Origin of the sequence: Streptomyces sp. Je 1-369, assembly GCF_026810505.1 — a bacterium.
Classification (GTDB): Bacteria; Actinomycetota; Actinomycetes; order Streptomycetales; family Streptomycetaceae; genus Streptomyces.
The window spans coordinates 6776898-6793031 of sequence record NZ_CP101750.1 but is presented as its reverse complement, the minus strand read 5'-3'; the positions used below and the strand labels follow the sequence as shown (position 1 = coordinate 6793031).

The 16134-nt window shown below is 70.8% G+C and carries 14 protein-coding genes; 7 read left to right on the top strand and 7 right to left on the bottom strand.

Annotated features, from left to right (window positions below; translation table 11 throughout):
• Window positions 1–22: 22 nt before the first annotated feature.
• On the bottom strand, window positions 23–1174 hold the full coding sequence (locus NOO62_RS30615) for a S1 family peptidase (protein WP_268774023.1): 1152 nt from the start codon (window positions 1172–1174) through the stop codon (window positions 23–25).
• Between the two features lie 146 nt (window positions 1175–1320).
• A complete protein-coding gene (locus NOO62_RS30610; protein WP_414930912.1) occupies window positions 1321–2115 on the bottom strand; it encodes a MerR family transcriptional regulator in 795 nt (264 codons plus the stop codon).
• 4 nt (window positions 2116–2119) lie between these two features.
• Here NOO62_RS30610 and NOO62_RS30605 point away from each other — a divergent pair, with 4 nt between their 5' ends.
• From NOO62_RS30605 to NOO62_RS30595, 3 genes are all read left to right on the top strand, one after another.
• Complete coding sequence (locus NOO62_RS30605; RefSeq protein ID WP_268775854.1) at window positions 2120–2587, top strand: DUF6194 family protein; 468 nt, start codon at window positions 2120–2122, stop codon at window positions 2585–2587.
• 94 nt (window positions 2588–2681) lie between these two features.
• Window positions 2682–3074: a VOC family protein gene (locus tag NOO62_RS30600; protein WP_268774021.1), complete on the top strand. Its 393-nt coding sequence runs from the start codon at window positions 2682–2684 to the stop codon at window positions 3072–3074.
• A gap of 129 nt (window positions 3075–3203) precedes the next feature.
• A complete protein-coding gene (locus NOO62_RS30595; RefSeq protein ID WP_268774020.1) occupies window positions 3204–3986 on the top strand; it encodes a hypothetical protein in 783 nt (260 codons plus the stop codon).
• 4 nt (window positions 3987–3990) lie between these two features.
• Here the strand turns inward: NOO62_RS30595 and NOO62_RS30590 are convergent, their stop codons facing one another.
• Complete coding sequence (locus NOO62_RS30590) at window positions 3991–4635, bottom strand: MerR family transcriptional regulator (protein ID WP_268774019.1); 645 nt, start codon at window positions 4633–4635, stop codon at window positions 3991–3993.
• A gap of 78 nt (window positions 4636–4713) precedes the next feature.
• Here NOO62_RS30590 and NOO62_RS30585 point away from each other — a divergent pair, with 78 nt between their 5' ends.
• Window positions 4714–6015 carry a flavin-containing monooxygenase gene (locus NOO62_RS30585; protein ID WP_268774018.1) on the top strand — a complete coding sequence of 434 codons (1302 nt, stop codon included), beginning with the start codon at window positions 4714–4716 and terminating at the stop codon, window positions 6013–6015.
• An 83-nt stretch (window positions 6016–6098) separates the two neighbouring features.
• Here NOO62_RS30585 and acnA read toward each other — a convergent pair whose 3' ends face one another.
• Both acnA and NOO62_RS30575 read right to left on the bottom strand, forming a co-directional pair.
• Window positions 6099–8813 (bottom strand): aconitate hydratase AcnA, encoded by a 2715-nt coding sequence (gene acnA / locus NOO62_RS30580; RefSeq protein WP_268774017.1) that lies wholly within the window; start codon window positions 8811–8813, stop codon window positions 6099–6101.
• A 197-nt stretch (window positions 8814–9010) separates the two neighbouring features.
• Entirely contained in the window at window positions 9011–9829 is an 819-nt protein-coding gene (locus NOO62_RS30575) for a class I SAM-dependent methyltransferase (protein ID WP_268774016.1), read from the bottom strand.
• A gap of 75 nt (window positions 9830–9904) precedes the next feature.
• On the opposite strand from NOO62_RS30575, the gene NOO62_RS30570 reads away from it, so the two are divergent.
• A complete protein-coding gene (locus tag NOO62_RS30570) occupies window positions 9905–10501 on the top strand; it encodes a TetR/AcrR family transcriptional regulator (protein WP_268774015.1) in 597 nt (198 codons plus the stop codon).
• On the opposite strand, the gene NOO62_RS30565 is transcribed toward NOO62_RS30570, so the two are convergent.
• Window positions 10489–11493 (bottom strand): LacI family DNA-binding transcriptional regulator, encoded by a 1005-nt coding sequence (locus tag NOO62_RS30565; RefSeq protein WP_268774014.1) that lies wholly within the window; start codon window positions 11491–11493, stop codon window positions 10489–10491. The two genes, NOO62_RS30570 and NOO62_RS30565, sit on opposite strands and share 13 nt — an antisense overlap.
• A gap of 106 nt (window positions 11494–11599) precedes the next feature.
• Here NOO62_RS30565 and NOO62_RS30560 point away from each other — a divergent pair, with 106 nt between their 5' ends.
• Both NOO62_RS30560 and NOO62_RS30555 read left to right on the top strand, forming a co-directional pair.
• Window positions 11600–13540 (top strand): amidohydrolase, encoded by a 1941-nt coding sequence (locus NOO62_RS30560; protein ID WP_268774013.1) that lies wholly within the window; start codon window positions 11600–11602, stop codon window positions 13538–13540.
• A gap of 107 nt (window positions 13541–13647) precedes the next feature.
• Window positions 13648–15177: a helix-turn-helix domain-containing protein gene (locus NOO62_RS30555; protein WP_268774012.1), complete on the top strand. Its 1530-nt coding sequence runs from the start codon at window positions 13648–13650 to the stop codon at window positions 15175–15177.
• Window positions 15178–15322: 145 nt separating this feature from the next.
• Here NOO62_RS30555 and NOO62_RS30550 read toward each other — a convergent pair whose 3' ends face one another.
• Window positions 15323–16069 (bottom strand): hypothetical protein, encoded by a 747-nt coding sequence (locus tag NOO62_RS30550; protein WP_268774011.1) that lies wholly within the window; start codon window positions 16067–16069, stop codon window positions 15323–15325.
• Window positions 16070–16134 lie beyond the last annotated feature (65 nt).

Below are 16134 nucleotides of genomic sequence, written 5' to 3'. Positions count from 1 at the left end.
CCCGCGCCGGGCGCACCTCGGGTCACGCGGTGTGCAGCCGCAGCCCGTACCGCTGAAGGATCTCGTTCACCGGCTGGAACCACGTCTCGCCACCGCTGCCGCAGTTGCCCCAGCCGCCGGACGTCACGCCCTGGGCCTGGTCGCCGCTGATGAACGAGCCGCCCGAGTCACCGCCCTCGGCACAGACGCTGGTCTTGGTCAGCTGGTGGACGACGGCACCGCCCGAGTAGTTGACGGTCTCGTTCTTGGCGAGGAGATTCCCGCAGTGCCATTTCGTGGTGGAACCGGAACGGCAGATCGACGACCCGACCGGCGCCTCCGCCGACCCCTTGACGAGCCGGTCGGGGATGGCACCCCAGCCGAGCACGACGGGCACGGTCCACCACCCGTTGCCGACGGACACCCACGCGTAGTCGTTGTCGGGGAACGAGGACCCCTGGAAGGACCCGATGTTGGACCCGTCCCAGCCGCGCACGCCCGCGCCCGCCTTGCCGCAGTGCCCCGCGGTGACGAAGCCGCCGTGCACGGAGAAGCCGATGGAACAGCGGACGTTGCCGGTGTAGTACGGGTCACCGCCGACGGTTCCGGCGGCGAAGGTGCTCGGGGCCTCCTGGACGGTGTCCACGCGCAGGGGGGCGGTGGCGCGGGCACGGCGGAGGAAGTCGGTGACATCGTTGTCGGCACGGTGGCCTTCGACGACGTCGACGACGACACGGTTGGTCTTGGCGTCGACCCGCCAACTGGCCACGCCAACCGGCGCCTTGAACTTGTCGACTCGCGCCTTGGCGGCGTCGAGCGCGGCGGCACTGTGCTCGACGACGCGGACGTCGGCGCCGGTGTCACGTACCTCCGCGACGGCGGAACGCTCGGTCACGGCAACGGTCAGCCGCCCCCGCCCGGCATCGAACCAGGCCCCGCCGTACGCGCCCCCGGCCGCCTTCTTCGCCGCGCGCTCGACCTTGACGGCGCGCTTCTCGTCGACGAGCCGCTCGCGGGCTTCGGCGGGCGACAGTCCGAGGTCGCGCTGCATGGCTTTGAGGAGGCCGTCGGAGGCGAGGGGTGTGTCGGGGGAATCGGCGGTCGCGGTGGCAGTGGGGGCGAGCCCGGTACCGGCACAGGCGGCCGCGAGGAGGAAGGCGGACAGGCCGAGGCGTGCGCTGGTCTTGCGTCTCACGGGGGTGTCCTCTCATGGTTCCAACGAGGGTGCGGTGTACCAGAGTTGAACTATTGAGAGCGCTCTCAGTGCGTGGTGCGGCTGAGCGTAGAGAGACTGCGCGGACAAGTCCAGACCTGGGGGGCTCGCTCGCGGGGCGGTCCGGCCTACCGGGTGCTCGGCGGTTCCTGGTCGGACGTCACGACGGCTGCCAGGTCCGCGCCCGCTCGGAGCAGCGCCACGGTCCGCGTGGCGATCCGGTCGAGACGTTGTTGCAGGATGCGCCGGGTCTCTCCCGGGCCGTCGAGCCGGTGCAGGGAGCCCATGATGTCGCGCACCGCGGGAATGCCGTATCCGCTGGCGCGGAGAGCGGCGACGATCCGGGCCTCCCTGATCGCCGGAAGCCCGTATCGACGTGCTCGCAGTGATGTCACTCGCTCGGGGCTGACGAGTCCTTCCTGCTCCCAGAACCGCAGGGACGAGGGGCGTACGTCGAGCGCCGCGGCCAGCTGCGTGATCGTCATCGTGTCGCTCTCCCCCTCGAACCCGGGCGTGTTCGTCTCACCCTGGATCGCGCGCAACGCCTGTTGGGCACGGAGAGCTTCGTCCCGTTCGCGCGCGAGCCGCACGTGCACCGCGCTGATCGCCGCGGCCGCCACGGCGATCGTCTCCGTCCGCAGCTCCGCGAGCATCTGCCGGGCCTCGACGGGCCCGACCGCACCCGCGAGTCCGCGATAGGCGTGCAGAGCGTGCACGTGGGCTGCCGTGTACGAGCGATAGCCGTTGCTCGACCGAGCGGCCGGCGGGATGACTCCCAGCCGCTCCAGGTCGCGAACCTGCTGCACCGAGTAACCCGACTCGCGGGCGACATCGACTGTCCTCAGCCGCTCCGCTCGCCGACCGCTCGCGGTCCCGTCCACGGCCAACCCCACATAAGCACTTGAAGGTGATGCTTGAACCATGAGTATGGAACAGATCATCGCGGCCGTGCGGGACGAACTCGACGGCGCGCTCGTGCTCGTCCCGGGGCCGGGAGGCGACTTCCCCGAGCTCGCGTGGGGAGACGCGTTCTTCTACTACTCCCCCGGCGGCCGCATGCCCGAGAACGTGCAGCCCTACGGGACAGTCGTCACCAAGAACTACCCGGACGACACCGCCTCCGACCTGGACCCTCCGGGCCGTTGGCGCGTGAACGTCCGTGTCGACCGCGCGACGTTCCGTGAGCTCACCGGAGAGGAGCCGCGCAGCATCACCCGCCCTCGTGACCACGCGGCCGTCGACCGTGTGATGCCGCATCCGGTGTACGGCGCGCTCGGCTGGATCTGCGTCGTGAATCCCGGCGAGAGGACGACGGACACGGTGGTGCGGCTGCTGCGCGTCGCTCACGAGGCCGCTCGTGCACGGTTCGTGCGGCGAGACGAATCGACAGCGTGAGGGCGTCGTGTCTATGATCCACGGCGACATCGCGTGTCGGTCACCGGCTGGGTGAGGCATGGAGGTGTCGGGAGATGCCTTGTGGAGGCATTCCTTGTCAGTTCAGTTGAATCACACGATCGTCCATGCCCGGGACAACCGGGAGTCCGCCGAGTTCTTCGCGGAGCTGTTGGGCCTCGAAATCGGTGCGGAATGGGGACCGTTCATCGCGGTCGTCCTCAGCAATTCGGTCACCCTCGACTTCGCCACCGTTCCCGCCGGGTCGATCACCCCGCAGCACTACGCCTTCCTCGTCTCCGAGGCGGAGTTCGACGCGGCTTACGACAAGATCGGTGCGCGCGGCATCGAGCACTGGGCCGACCCGCAGCAGAAGCAGCCGGGCGAGTTCAACCGTAACGACGGCGGTCGTGGCGTGTACTTCCTGGACCCCGCGGGGCACGCGATGGAGCTCATCACCGTGCCGTACGGCGGGTGGCCGCAACCGTAGGCACAGTCCTCGCGGGCCGGGTATCCCCAGATCTGGGGGTACCCGGCCCCGCGTTCCTCCTGGGACCTTCGTGGTCCGAGGTGCGGGGCGCGCCCTGAGCGCTCCGCGCAGGGAGAGGAGAACCACGACATGAAGCGACGGACCAGCCGCCGCCTGTGGCGCCCGGTGCTCGCCGTGGCGGTGGGCATGGTGGCCGCCATGGGCACGGGGAACACGGGCGCGCAGGCAGCGGGGGCGACGCCGGGCGGGGAGACAGCAGGGGCGACACGGGGCGCCTCCGGCTATCTCAACCTGCACCAGTGCGCGTACTACGCGAGCAGCCTCGACGACCACTTCAACACCTTCGTGACGCCGAGCGGCGACGGACGCTACTCCACCGGCACGAAGCACTCCGCCACCGCCGACACCACGGCGGCCTGCGGCGCGGGGAACGGCAATCACGTACCCGTGCCGATCCTGCACGGCGTCGAGGCGCTGAACCTCGGCGCCGGGCGCTACCTCAACCTCCAGCAGTGCGACTACTACCGGAGCGCGAGCACCGACCGCTTCACCACCCTGGTGACGCCGAGCGGCGACGGGCGCTACTCCACCGGCACCAAGGTCTCGAACAGTAAGGAGACCTCTCCGACCTGCGGTCCTGGCAACGGCAACCACGTGCCCAACCCCGGCCTCTCGGGCTCCCTGCCCCTGGACCTGACCACGGGCAGCCGCCTCAACCTGCACCAGTGCGTGTACTACTCAGAGCGGCTCAAGAGTCACATGACGAGCGTCGTACCGGCCCCGGACAAGCGCTACACGACGGGCACGAACATCTCCGACACCGTCGACACACGGCCGGTCTGCGGTGCGGGCAACGGCGACTACGTCCTCATCCCGCTGCTGTCCGCCGTGAAGAGCATTCCGCTGAGTTGACCCTTCACGCGCGGCGACGTGAGCGGTAGGCGCGTTGTCGGCAGGCGGGTGAGCAGTACGTCGGGGGGCGGCCGCGCGAGGGTAGTGCGACCGGCCCCTGACAGACGGGGCAGCTCCCCGGATTTTCGTCACCCTCAGCGCGGTCCGCCGCCTTTTCGTCACGCGGAGCGTAGGACGCGTCGAGCGCGTCGGGCGCGTGGGCCTCGCGGGCCGCCGTGACGAGGTCGGCGTCCGGGTAGCGGCCGCGCGGCGTGTGCGCGGCCAACTCCGCGTCCAGGACCGGGCACTCCCCCGCGATGTCGTCGTCCGTGCAGCCCAGCGCGTGGCGGAGGTACCCCCGGGCCGCCTCCAGTTGGGCGATCTGCCGCTCGACTCGCGCCAACTGACCTTCGACCGCGGACTGCCAGGCGTCGCGCGTGGCCTCCCCCGAAGTCACCACCGCGGCCTGGTTCAGCGGCATTCGCCCGACCACGCAGCACAGATACGCGAGGCCGATGCGGCGCAGTCCTGTGTCGTCGTAGAGCCGCTTGCCGCCCTCGCGCGCGGGCGGATCGAGCACCCCTTCCCGCTCCCACCACCGCACCGTCGACGGCGCCAGTCCGTACAGAGCCGCCGCTTCACCGATGAGGACCTTGCCGCGTCGCGCCATGAACCCAGTTGACATCAAGGCGACTTGAGGAGGCAAGGTCTCACTTAGGTAAACCTAAGTGAAGGGAAGGGCCGGTTCATGGCAGCAGTAGCAGTGGAGTACGTGGAGACCGTCGTCGTCGGTGCCGGGCAGCAAGGGTGCGGAGTGGCCGGGGCCCTCCAGGAGCGGGGGCGGGACGCGCTCGTCCTGGAGCGGGGCGAGATCGGTCAGGCCTGGGCCCACGAACGGTGGGACAGCCTGCTCGTGGGCAGCGGAAACCGGTCGGTCCGGTTCCCCGGTCTGGAGTACGAGGGTGACGACCCCTACGGCTGCCCGTCCGGCCCCGAACTGGCCCGCGTCCTGCGCCGTTACGTGGCGGAACGGCAGCTCCAAGTGCGGGAGCACACGGCTGTCCAACGAGTCGAGTGCCTGCCGGACGTTTCCGAGCACGACGACGTACGGTTCAGGACACACCTGGCCTCCGGTGACATCGTCGAATCCCGCAACCTCGTCGCCGCGGTGGGCGGTTACGCGGCTCCCCGCACCCCCGCCCTGGCCGCCGACGTCGACCCGGCCGTGCACCGGATCCACTCCCGCGACTACCGCAACCCCCGGTCCCTGCCGGACGGTGCCGTCCTGGTGGTCGGCGCGGGCATCAGCGGCCAGCAGATCGCCGACGAACTGGTGGACTCCGGGCGGCGCACGTTCCTCGCGGTCGGCCGTCATCGCGCGTGGCCCCGCCGGCACCGCGGCCGGGGCATTCAGGAGTGGCTGGGCGCGATCCCCTCCCTGTACGCGGAGTTCGGCGCGGCGAGCGGCGACGGCGGGCCGGTCCTGCCCGGCCTGCCGGTCACCGCGGTGCAGGACAAGAGCGACGACCTGAACCTCGGCACGCTGGCCGCGAAGGGCGTGACCCTGGTCGGCTCGGTACGCGCGGCGGACGGCGGTCGGCTCCTGCTCAAGGAGAACGTCGTCGCCACGGCGGAGGAGTCCGCGCGGTCGTTCCGGCGGGCCATCGACCTCATCGACACGGAGATCCGGGAGCGGGGCTTCGCGGCACCGGAGGAGCATCCGGCGCCCGCGATGCCGCTGGACGCCGTGACCGCCTTCGGGGAGACCCTCGACCTGGCGCACCACGCCATCGGCACCATCATCTGGTGCACCGGCTTCGGGCCGGACTACGGCATCCTGCCGCGCCGCGTCCTCGACGCCGACGGCGCCCCCGTCCAGCGGAAGGGCCTCCTCGGCGCGCTCCCCGGCCTGTACTACGCCGGGCTCCCGGACGGGAACTCGCTCGCGCCCGTGGGCGTCGAGGCGAACGTGGAGAACGGCCGGTTCCTCGCCCGCCTGATCCACGTCGACCACGTCATGCGCTCGGGCTCGTCGGCACCGCTGACGTAAGAACGTGGCGAGGGCCGTACCCCCGGAACGCGTCCGGGGGTACGGCCCTCAACTGCCTGCCGTGCCCTGTCCTGCCCGCCGGACTACTTGCGGATCAGGCTGCGCAGCACGTACTGCATGATGCCGCCGTTGCGGTAGTAGTCCGCCTCACCGGGGGTGTCGATGCGGACGACCGCGTCGAACTCGACACCCGTGTCGGTGGTGACCTTGACCGTGCGGGGGGTCGTGCCGTTGTTCAGCTCGGTCACGCCGGTGAAGGAGAAGGTCTCCTCGCCGGTCAGGCCGAGGGACGAGGCGGTCTGGCCCTCCGGGAACTGGAGCGGCAGGACGCCCATGCCGATGAGGTTCGAGCGGTGGATGCGCTCGTACGACTCGGTGATGACGGCCTTGACGCCGAGGAGCGCGGTGCCCTTGGCGGCCCAGTCACGGGACGAGCCGGAGCCGTACTCCTTGCCGCCCAGGATGACGAGCGGGGTGCCCTGCTCGATGTAGTTGCGCGAGGCGTCGTAGATGAACGAGACCGGGCCGTCGGCCTGCGTGAAGTCACGCGTGAAGCCGCCCTCGGTGCCCGGCGCGAGCTGGTTGCGCAGGCGGATGTTCGCGAACGTGCCGCGAATCATGACCTCGTGGTTGCCTCGGCGCGAGCCGTACGAGTTGAAGTCGCGGCGCTGCACGCCGTGCTCCGTCAGGTACTTGCCGGCCGGGGTGTCGGCCTTGATCGCACCGGCGGGCGAGATGTGGTCCGTCGTCACCGAGTCGCCGAGCTTGGCGAGGACGCGGGCGCCCGTGATGTCCTCGACGGGGGACGGCTCGTGCGCCATGCCCTCGAAGTACGGGGGCTTGCGGACGTAGGTGGACTCGCTGTCCCACTCGAAGGTGTTGCCGGTCGGGATCGACAGCGCCTGCCACTGGGCGTCGCCCGCGAAGACGTCCTGGTAGGACTTGTTGAACATGTCCTCGCCGATGGCGTTCGCCACGACGTCGTTGACCTCGGCCTCGGTGGGCCAGACGTCCTTGAGGAAGACCGGGTTGCCGTCCTGGTCGGCACCCAGGGCCTCGGTGGTGATGTCGATCTTCATCGAGCCGGCGAGGGCGTACGCGACGACCAGCGGCGGGGACGCCAGGTAGTTCATCTTGACGTCGGGGTTGATGCGGCCCTCGAAGTTCCGGTTGCCGGAGAGGACGGACGTCACGGCCAGGTCGTGGTCGTTGACGGCCTTCGAGACCTCGTCGGGGAGCGGGCCCGAGTTGCCGATGCAGGTGGTGCAGCCGTAGCCGACGAGGTTGAAGCCGACCTTGTCGAGGTAGGGGGTGAGCCCCGCCTTGTCGAAGTAGTCGGTGACGACCTTGGAGCCCGGGGCGAGGGTGGTCTTGACCCAGGGCTTGCGGGTCAGGCCCTTCTCGACGGCCTTCTTCGCGACGAGCGCGGCGGCGACCATCACGTACGGGTTCGAGGTGTTGGTGCAGGAGGTGATGGCCGCGACCGTCACCGCGCCGTGGTCCAGCTCGTACGTCGAGCCGTCGGGGGCGGTCACCAGGACCGGGTTCGACGGGACGCCGTTCGTGGTGGCCGGGGCGTCGGAGGCCGGGAAGGACTCCTTGCCCGCCTCGTCGACCGAGTCGACGTAGTTACGGACGTCGATCTTGAACTGCTCCGAGGCATTGGCGAGGACGATGCGGTCCTGCGGACGCTTCGGACCGGCGATCGACGGCACGACCGTGGAGAGGTCGAGCTCGAGCTTCTCGGAGAAGTCGGGCTCGGCGGCCGGGTCGAGCCAGAGACCCTGCTCCTTGGCGTACGCCTCGACGAGCGCGACCTGCTGCTCGTCACGGCCGGTCAGACGCAGGTACTTCAGCGTCTCGTCGTCGATCGGGAAGATCGCGGCGGTGGAGCCGAACTCCGGCGACATGTTGCCGATGGTGGCGCGGTTGGCGAGGCTCGTGGCCGCCACACCCTCGCCGTAGAACTCGACGAACTTGCCGACGACGCCGTGCTTGCGCAGCATCTCGGTGATCGTGAGGACGAGGTCCGTGGCGGTCGTGCCCGCCTTCAGCTCGCCGGTCAGCTTGAAGCCGACGACGCGCGGGATCAGCATGGAGACCGGCTGGCCCAGCATCGCGGCCTCGGCCTCGATGCCGCCGACGCCCCAGCCCAGGACGCCCAGGCCGTTGACCATCGTGGTGTGCGAGTCGGTGCCGACGAGGGTGTCGGGGTACGCCTGGCCGTTGCGGACCATGACCGTGCGGGCCAGGTGCTCGATGTTGACCTGGTGGACGATGCCGGTGCCCGGCGGGACGACCTTGAACTCGTCGAACGCGGTCTGGCCCCAGCGCAGGAACTGGTAGCGCTCCTTGTTGCGGCCGTACTCCAGCTCGACGTTCTGGCCGAAGGCGTCCGCCGTACCGAACTTGTCGGCGATGACGGAGTGATCGATGACCAGCTCGGCCGGGGCCAGCGGGTTGATCTTCGCCGGGTCGCCGCCGAGCTCCTTCACGGCCTCACGCATGGTGGCGAGGTCCACGACGCAGGGGACGCCGGTGAAGTCCTGCATGATCACGCGGGCGGGCGTGAACTGGATCTCCTGCGCGGGCTGGGCCTGCGAGTCCCAGTCGCCGAGCGCGCGGATGTGGTCGGCGGTGATGTTCGCGCCGTCCTCGGTACGGAGCAGGTTCTCCAGCAGCACCTTCAGGCTGTAGGGAAGGCGTGCGGAGCCCTCGACCTTGTCCAGCTTGAAGATCTCGTACGACTCGTCGCCCACGCGCAGCGTGCTGCGGGCGTCGAAGCTGTTCGCCGACACGACAGTCTCCTTCAGATTTTTTCGCGCGTTCCGTACATCCTGCCGCCACGACTCCTCGTCGGTCCGCTAAGGTAAGGCTTAGTTAGGTAACCCTTACCGAGTGGCGGCTTCTGGTGCGCCTCGGCAGATATCTCGATGTCGAGATAACTCTAGTACATGACCCCTCGGTCCGACGAGGCGCGCCCGCATGCCCTGTGTCACGGGGCGCCCGCAGTCCGGGCGGTGGCGATGAGTGCCACCGTCGTATAGCGCATGGTGAAGCTGCCGCCCAGCGTGTCGACGGCGGCGCCGACCGCCCCGAGCACCTCGGACCGCGCCTCCGCGGGGAGCCGGGTGAGCGCGCCCTGAGTCGGGAGCTGGTCCAGCCAGGCATCGCGGGTGTACGTCCACTGCCACGCGCAGGTCCAGCGCTCGGGGTCGTCGAAGGCGTGCGCGGCGCGAATGCCGTCGGCCGCCGTGTCGAGCAGCGGGGCCGGACTCGGCTTCGCGCGGACGTCGAACGGCGCGTCGGGCGCCACCCTGTGGAACGCGTCGGCGAACGCGTCCGCCACGACGGGCGGCGGCTCGTGCACGTTCCAGAACGCCGCGAGGACGCCGCCGGGACGCAGGACCCGTGCCGCCTTCGCCGCCCCCGCGACCGGGTCGACCCAGTGCCAGGCCTGCCCCGCGACCACCGCGTCGAACGTCCGGCCCGCCGGGTCCCAGCCCTCGAAGGTCCCGGGCTCGACCTCCGTGCCGAGCCGCCGCGCCAGGTCCGCCATCCGCTCGTCGGGCTCGACGCCAAGCACCGCGCACCCTGCCGCGTGCAGCTGCCGGGCGACGATGCCGGTACCGCAGCCGACATCGAGGACGTCTCGCACGTCTTGGCGCGCGGGGCCCGGGGCGGTCGCGACGATGCGGCGGATGAGCGCGTCGGGGTAGCGGGGGCGGGCCCGGTCGTAGCGTTCGGCGTCCGTGCCGAAGGATTCTGCCGTCCGACGGTGCCGGTGCGGCTCACTCTCGGGGATAGTGGGCATGCGCCCACCTTGAGTGGGCACGCGCCCACTCGTCAAGGGTCGGGTGGGGCGGTACGGCAGAGAGGCGGAACCGACGTGCCCACAGGGGTGGCCATCCGCGACGTGCGCGAGCAGCTGTTCGCCGCCGCCGAACGCGTCCTGGTCCGGGACGGGCCGAACGCGCTGACCAGCCGTGCGGTCACCACGGAGGCGGGCTGCGCGAAGGGGGTCCTGCACCGGCACTTCGACGACTTCGACGACTTCCTCGCCGAGCTGGTGCGCGACCGTATCGCCGCGGTGGAGGCGCGAGGCGCGGCGCTGCGCGGGGTCGCGGGGACGGGCACCGTCAGCGGAAACGTCGCCGCCGCGCTGACGGACCTGTTCGGGCCGCTTGCGCTGGGCGTTCTCGGCCTGGTCACCTCGCGGGACGCGCTGCGGGCGCGGTTGCGGCGGACCACGCCGGTCGGCATCCCCCTCCTGACGGAGGCCGGTTCCGTGCTCGCCGGCTACCTCGCGGCGGAGCGCGGCCTCGGCAGGCTCGTCGCGGACTGCGACACCGACGCGCTCGCGTTCACCGTCATCGGGAGCGGGCATCTGCTGTTCGCGGGGCGTGATGGTGTCGCGCCCCCGGCTGCGGAGGTCGGGCGGGTCGTCGGCACGGTCCTGGCGGGGGCCACGCCTCAGGCCGGTTGAGCCGGGCGCGTGGCCGATGACGCGCGCACGATCAGACCGGCCGGGATCGACACCGGGCCCCGAGGTGCCGTGCCGTCGTCCTCGATCAGGGCGACGAGGACCGCGACGGCGGCGTGGGCCATCTGGTCCGGGGCGAGGGTCACCGTCGTCACGGGTGGGGTCGTCTCCGCGTAGGCCGGGTCCTCGCTCGCGCAGACCACGCGCAGGTCGTCGGGGACGCGCAGGCCGTGGCGGGCCGCGGCGGCGAGGAGCTGGCGGCCGCCGGGGTCGTACGCGGCGTAGACGGCGTCGACGCGGCCTTCGCCGTCCTCGCCGTCCTGTAGCAGGGGGTCGAACGCGTGGCCTTCGTCGTCGGTCTCGTCGAAGGGGATGACCAGAGGGGGCGTGGAGTGGTCCGCGCACCAGCGTTCGTACGCCGCCGTCACCGCGCGCGCGTAGTGCTCGTCGCCGCTGCCGGACTGGAGCGCTACGCGGCGGGCGCCGGACGCCGAGAGGTGGTCGAGCACCTCGCGGACGGTCGACTCGTGGTCGTTGTCGACCCAGTGGTCGCCGGGGCGCGGGTCGCCGGGGGCGCCGTCGAAGACGAGCGGGATGCCGCGGGCGCGCAACGCGCGGACCATCGGGTCACCCCGCGGGCTGTCCATGATCAGCATGCCGTCGACGGCGAGGTGGTGCCAGGCGTCGTCGGCGGCGCGGTCGGCGGGGAGGGTGATCAGGGCGTAGCCGCGGGCGTGGGCGGCGGAGGTGGCCGCGGTGACGGCGCGGGAGAAGTAGGCGATGTCCGTGTAGTTCCAGGCTGCGGGGAACGTGGTGACCGCGATGCCGAGCGTGCGGGTGCGGGGCGGGCCCGGCGTGCCGTAGCCGAGGCGGGTGGCCGTCTCGCGGACCCTGCGGCGGGTGGCGTCGCCGACCCTGCCGGTGCCGTTGAGGGCGTGCGAGACCTCCGCGGCGCGGGCTATGTCGGCGAGTGTCGGCCCTGGCACGCGGCACATCGTACGGAATCCGTCGTCCGGGGCGGGTTCTGGTTAACGGATTACTCGTCGAGGGTTCCGTCCACCTTCCTCATCGGTCTCGCTACGCCTTGGAGTGTGTGTGGTCGTGTCCCAGTCGTACGAAGCTTCCGCCCAGCAGACTTCCTTCCTCTCGCGAAGGGGTCTCCTCGCCGCCGCGGGAGCCGCGGGAGCCGCAGGAGCCGCCGGGCTCGTCACCGCGGCCGGCCCCGCCGCCGCGGCCTCCCCCGCCTCCCCCGCCTCCCGTCGCCGCTCCGCCGCCCTCGTCGTCCACAACGCCCGGGTCTTCACCGGCACCTCCGTCCACGCCGCCACCACCCGGCACGAAGCCGTGGCCGTCGGCCGGGACGGGCGGATACTCGCCGTCGGTTCGGACACCGACGTCAAGCGGTACGTCGGGCGGGACACCGACGTCGTGGACGCGGCGGGCGGCACCGTCATGAGCGGCATCCACGACGGGCACGCCCACCCGATGGACGCCGCGAGCCGGTCGCTGCGGCCCTCGCTCGCGGGCGCCGAGCAGACCGTCGCGGAGCTGCGGAAGACGCTGACGGGGTTCCTCAAGGACTCGGCGGAGCAAGAGCCCGACGGGTGGCTCGTCGTGGAGGACTGGAATCCGGTCGGGCTGCTGCCCCACGGCACCGCCCCGCACCACACGATGCTCGACGCGCTGCCGACGCGCCGCCCGATCGCGCTGCGCGGCGGCGACGGCCACAACCTGTGGGCCAATCAGCGCGCCCTGGACATCGCGAAGATCACCGCGTCCACGCCCGACCCGGTCGGCGGCAGAATCGTGAAGGGTACGGACGGCAAGCCGACCGGCGTGCTCAAGGACGACGCCCAGCCGCTCGTCTCCCGGCACATCCCCGAGCCCGACGAGACCCGGTTGGCGGATGCCGCCGCGAAAACCCTCGCCGAGGCCGCCGCGTCCGGGGTCACCACGTTCATGGAAGCCGTCGTGGGGCGTGGTGAGCTGAAGCTGTATCAGCGGCTCGCCGAGTCGGACCGGCTGCTCCAGCGCATCGTGCCCGCCGTGCGCATCGAGACCGACATGACGAAGGATCCGGCCGCTGCGGTCTCGTACGCGAAGAAGCTGCGGGCGGAGTTCGCGGACGTACGCGGACTGCGCTTCGGGACGGTCAAGGTGTTCCTCGACGGCGTCATCGAGTACCCGGCGCAGACCGCCGCGCTCCTGGAGCCGTACCTCGACAAGGACGGCAGGCCCACCGACCACCGCGGCGATCTGTACGTGTCGTCGGCGGAGTACGGACGCCTCAGCGCCGCTTTCAACGCCGAGGGCTGGCAGATGCACGCGCACGCCATCGGAGACCGCGCCGTGCGCACGTCCCTCGACGGGTACGCGTACGCCCTGCGGAAGACCGGCCGCCGTGATCTCCGCAACACCACGGCCCACCTCCAACTGGTCGACCCCGCCGATCTGCCGCGGTTCGCCGCGCTCGGCGTCGTCGCCTGCATGCAGCTCCAGTGGGCGGCCCGCAACACCTGGACGATGGACGCGCTGCTGCCCTACATCGGCGCCCGGCGCCACCGTTGGCAGTACCCGGCGCGCAGCCTCCAGGACCGGCGCGCGGCGCTCGCGGGTGGCTCGGACTGGCCGGTCGACCCTCTGCAGGTCTGGAACCAGATCCGCACCGCGATCGACCGCGAGGGCATGGACGGTGAGGGCGACCTGTACCGCGCGGAGGAAGGTCTCGGCCGTACGTCGTCCCTGCTCATGCACACCTTGGGCACCGCACGTCAACTCCGCTCGGACCGCCTCACGGGCACCGTGGAGAGGGGAAAAGCGGCCGATCTGGTGCTGCTCGACCGCGATGTGACGCGGAGTCCGGTGGCCGATATCAGTTCGTCCGAGGTGCGCATGACGCTGGTCGGAGGCACAGTGGTGCACGACGCACAGTCGTCGGCAGGACGCGCGGCCGCCGCCCGAGTGACGCGGGCGGCGGCGGGGCCCCGGCCCACGGCGTACGCGTCGGTGCACGGTCGGCACGCCTCGTGCGGCTGCGGCTGAGCTCCCGGGTGCACCCGTGCACCGGGAAAAGGCCCCTCTTACGGCCGAACCTCAGATGGCCTACCCCAGCGCGTGCGTCATCTCATATCTGAGATAACGTACAACTCATGGCAGACGACTACCTCGTACGCATCGGCAAGCTCATCCGCGACGCCCGCCAGCACCGGGGCTGGACGCAGACGCAACTCGCCGAGGCGCTCAGCACCAGCCAGAGCGCCGTGAACCGCATCGAGCGCGGCAACCAGAACATCAGCCTTGAGATGATCGCCCGAATCGGCGAGGCACTCGACAGTGAAATCGTCTCCCTCGGGTACGCGGGCCCCATGCATCTGCGAGTTGTCGGCGGCCGTCGGCTCTCCGGCGCCATCGACGTCAAGACGAGCAAGAACGCGTGCGTGGCGCTGCTCTGTGCGTCCCTCCTGAACAAGGGACGTACGGTGCTGCGCCGCGTGGCCCGCATCGAGGAGGTCTACCGCCTCCTGGAGGTCCTCAACTCCATCGGCGTACGCACCCGTTGGATCAACGACGGCGTCGACCTGGAGATCGTGCCGCCCGCCAAGCTGGAGATGGACGCCATCGACGCGGAGGCGGCCCGCCGCACCCGCTCGATCATCATGTTCCTCGGCCCGCTGCTGCACCGCATGGACCACTTCAAGCTGCCGTACGCGGGCGGCTGCGACCTGGGCACCCGTACGATCGAGCCACACATGATCGCGCTGCGCAGGTTCGGTCTGGAGATCGCGGCGACCGAGGGGCTGTACCACGCGACGGTCGCCCGCGACGTCTCCCCCGACCGCCCCATCGTCCTCACCGAGCGCGGGGACACGGTCACCGAGAACGCGCTGCTCGCCGCGGCACGCGGCGCGGGCACGACCGTCATCCGCAACGCGTCCTCGAACTACATGGTCCAGGACCTGTGCTTCTTCCTGGAGGCGCTCGGCGTCGAGGTGGAGGGCATCGGCACGACCACACTGACCGTGCACGGCGTCCCCACCATCGACGTCGACGTCGACTACTCCCCCTCCGAGGACCCGGTCGAGGCGATGAGCCTGCTGGCCGCCGCGGTCGTCACGGAGTCGGAGCTGACGGTGCGCCGGGTGCCGATCGAGTTCCTGGAGATCGAGCTCGCGGTCCTGGAGGAGATGGGCCTCGACCACGACCGCAGCGCGGAGTACCCGGCCGACAACGGCCGGACGCGCCTCATCGACCTCACGGTCCGCCCCTCCAAGCTGGAGGCGCCGATCGACAAGATCCACCCGATGCCGTTCCCCGGCCTGAACATCGACAACGTTCCCTTCTTCGCGGCCATCGCGGCGGCGGCGCAGGGCAAGACGCTGATCCACGACTGGGTCTACGACAACCGCGCGATCTACCTCACGGACCTCAACCGCCTCGGCGGCCGCCTCCAGCTCCTGGACCCGCACCGCGTCCTGGTCGAGGGCCCGACGCGCTGGCGCGCCGCGGAGATGATGTGCCCGCCCGCCCTGCGCCCCGCCGTCGTCGTCCTGCTCGCGATGATGGCGGCCGAGGGCACGTCGGTGCTGCGCAACGTGTACGTGATCAACCGCGGCTACGAGGACCTGGCGGAGCGCCTGAACTCGGTGGGCGCGCAGATCGAGACGTTCCGGGACATCTGACCCGCGGACGCGGCTCCTCCGGGCCGAGGTCCCGGAGGAGCCGCGATCGCGCGTGGCGGCGACGGCACGCCGACGGGGGCGCCACGGCGCTGGGCCGTCACGCCCCCGCTCGGGCAACAAGGGCCACTGGGCCCGGATACTTCAACTAACCGCCGGACGCGGCGAGTTCCTTCATATCGACCGTCTCGCCCTTGTCCGGGACCTTCGGGCTCACCGGCTTGCCGTAGTCGCCGAACGTGGCGTCGTTGGGGGCGTCGCCGCCCTTCGTGGAGACCCGGAGGATGTACGGCTTGCCCTCCGTGGCGACGTACATCGTGTTCGTCTCGCCGCCGGAGCCCTTCTTCGTCAGGGCGATCGCGTCCTTGCCGTCGACGGACGTCGTCCCGCCCTTCTTCATGCCCTTGCGCTCGGACTTGTTCTCGTCCATCGACGCGACCAGGCCCTGCTTGTCGCACATGCCGGCGGTGGACGCGTCGTCGGCGGGCATCTTGACCCACTTGTCGGCGACCTTGGAGATCGCCTTCTCCGCACCCGGCTGGCCCTTCAGCGCCGTCTTCCAGTACTGCTCGTTGCCGCGCATGTACAGCGTGCCGTTCGTGTGGCGCACCTCGGCCTTCGAGCCGCCGGTGCCGATCGTGCCCTCGCAGTTCTTCTCCTGGTCGACCGCGATGTCCAGGCTCACCGGCTTGCCGTCCTGCCGCATGTCGCCCTTGATGCGCATGGAGTCCGCGTCCTTGGTGGCCGCCACCGCCTTGGAAGCGATCTGATCGGCGCTGTCCTTGGCGAACGGCTTGTCGGAGCCTCCTCCGTCGTCGCTGTCGCCGCAGCTCGACAGCAGCGCCGCCGCGAGCACCGTAACCCCGATGACACCCGAAACCCTTCGCGTACGCACGTGGTAACCCCTCCTGCGGAACTCTCGGACGTTCCGTCGTCCACGACCCCGGTGGCCGCGGTCGT

Excerpts from the sequence above, each read along its gene's own strand:
- NOO62_RS30610 (WP_414930912.1), bottom strand. The coding sequence starts at position 2,115 with ATGGTTCAAGCATCACCTTCAAGTGCTTATGTGGGGTTGGCCGTGGAC.
- NOO62_RS30605 (WP_268775854.1), top strand. The coding sequence starts at position 2,120 with ATGGAACAGATCATCGCGGCCGTGCGGGACGAACTCGACGGCGCGCTC.
- NOO62_RS30595 (WP_268774020.1), top strand. The coding sequence starts at position 3,204 with ATGAAGCGACGGACCAGCCGCCGCCTGTGGCGCCCGGTGCTCGCCGTG.
- NOO62_RS30590 (WP_268774019.1), bottom strand. The coding sequence starts at position 4,635 with ATGGCGCGACGCGGCAAGGTCCTCATCGGTGAAGCGGCGGCTCTGTAC.
- NOO62_RS30585 (WP_268774018.1), top strand. The coding sequence starts at position 4,714 with ATGGCAGCAGTAGCAGTGGAGTACGTGGAGACCGTCGTCGTCGGTGCC.
- NOO62_RS30575 (WP_268774016.1), bottom strand. The coding sequence starts at position 9,829 with ATGCCCACTATCCCCGAGAGTGAGCCGCACCGGCACCGTCGGACGGCA.
- NOO62_RS30565 (WP_268774014.1), bottom strand. The coding sequence starts at position 11,493 with ATGTGCCGCGTGCCAGGGCCGACACTCGCCGACATAGCCCGCGCCGCG.
- NOO62_RS30555 (WP_268774012.1), top strand. The coding sequence starts at position 13,648 with ATGGCAGACGACTACCTCGTACGCATCGGCAAGCTCATCCGCGACGCC.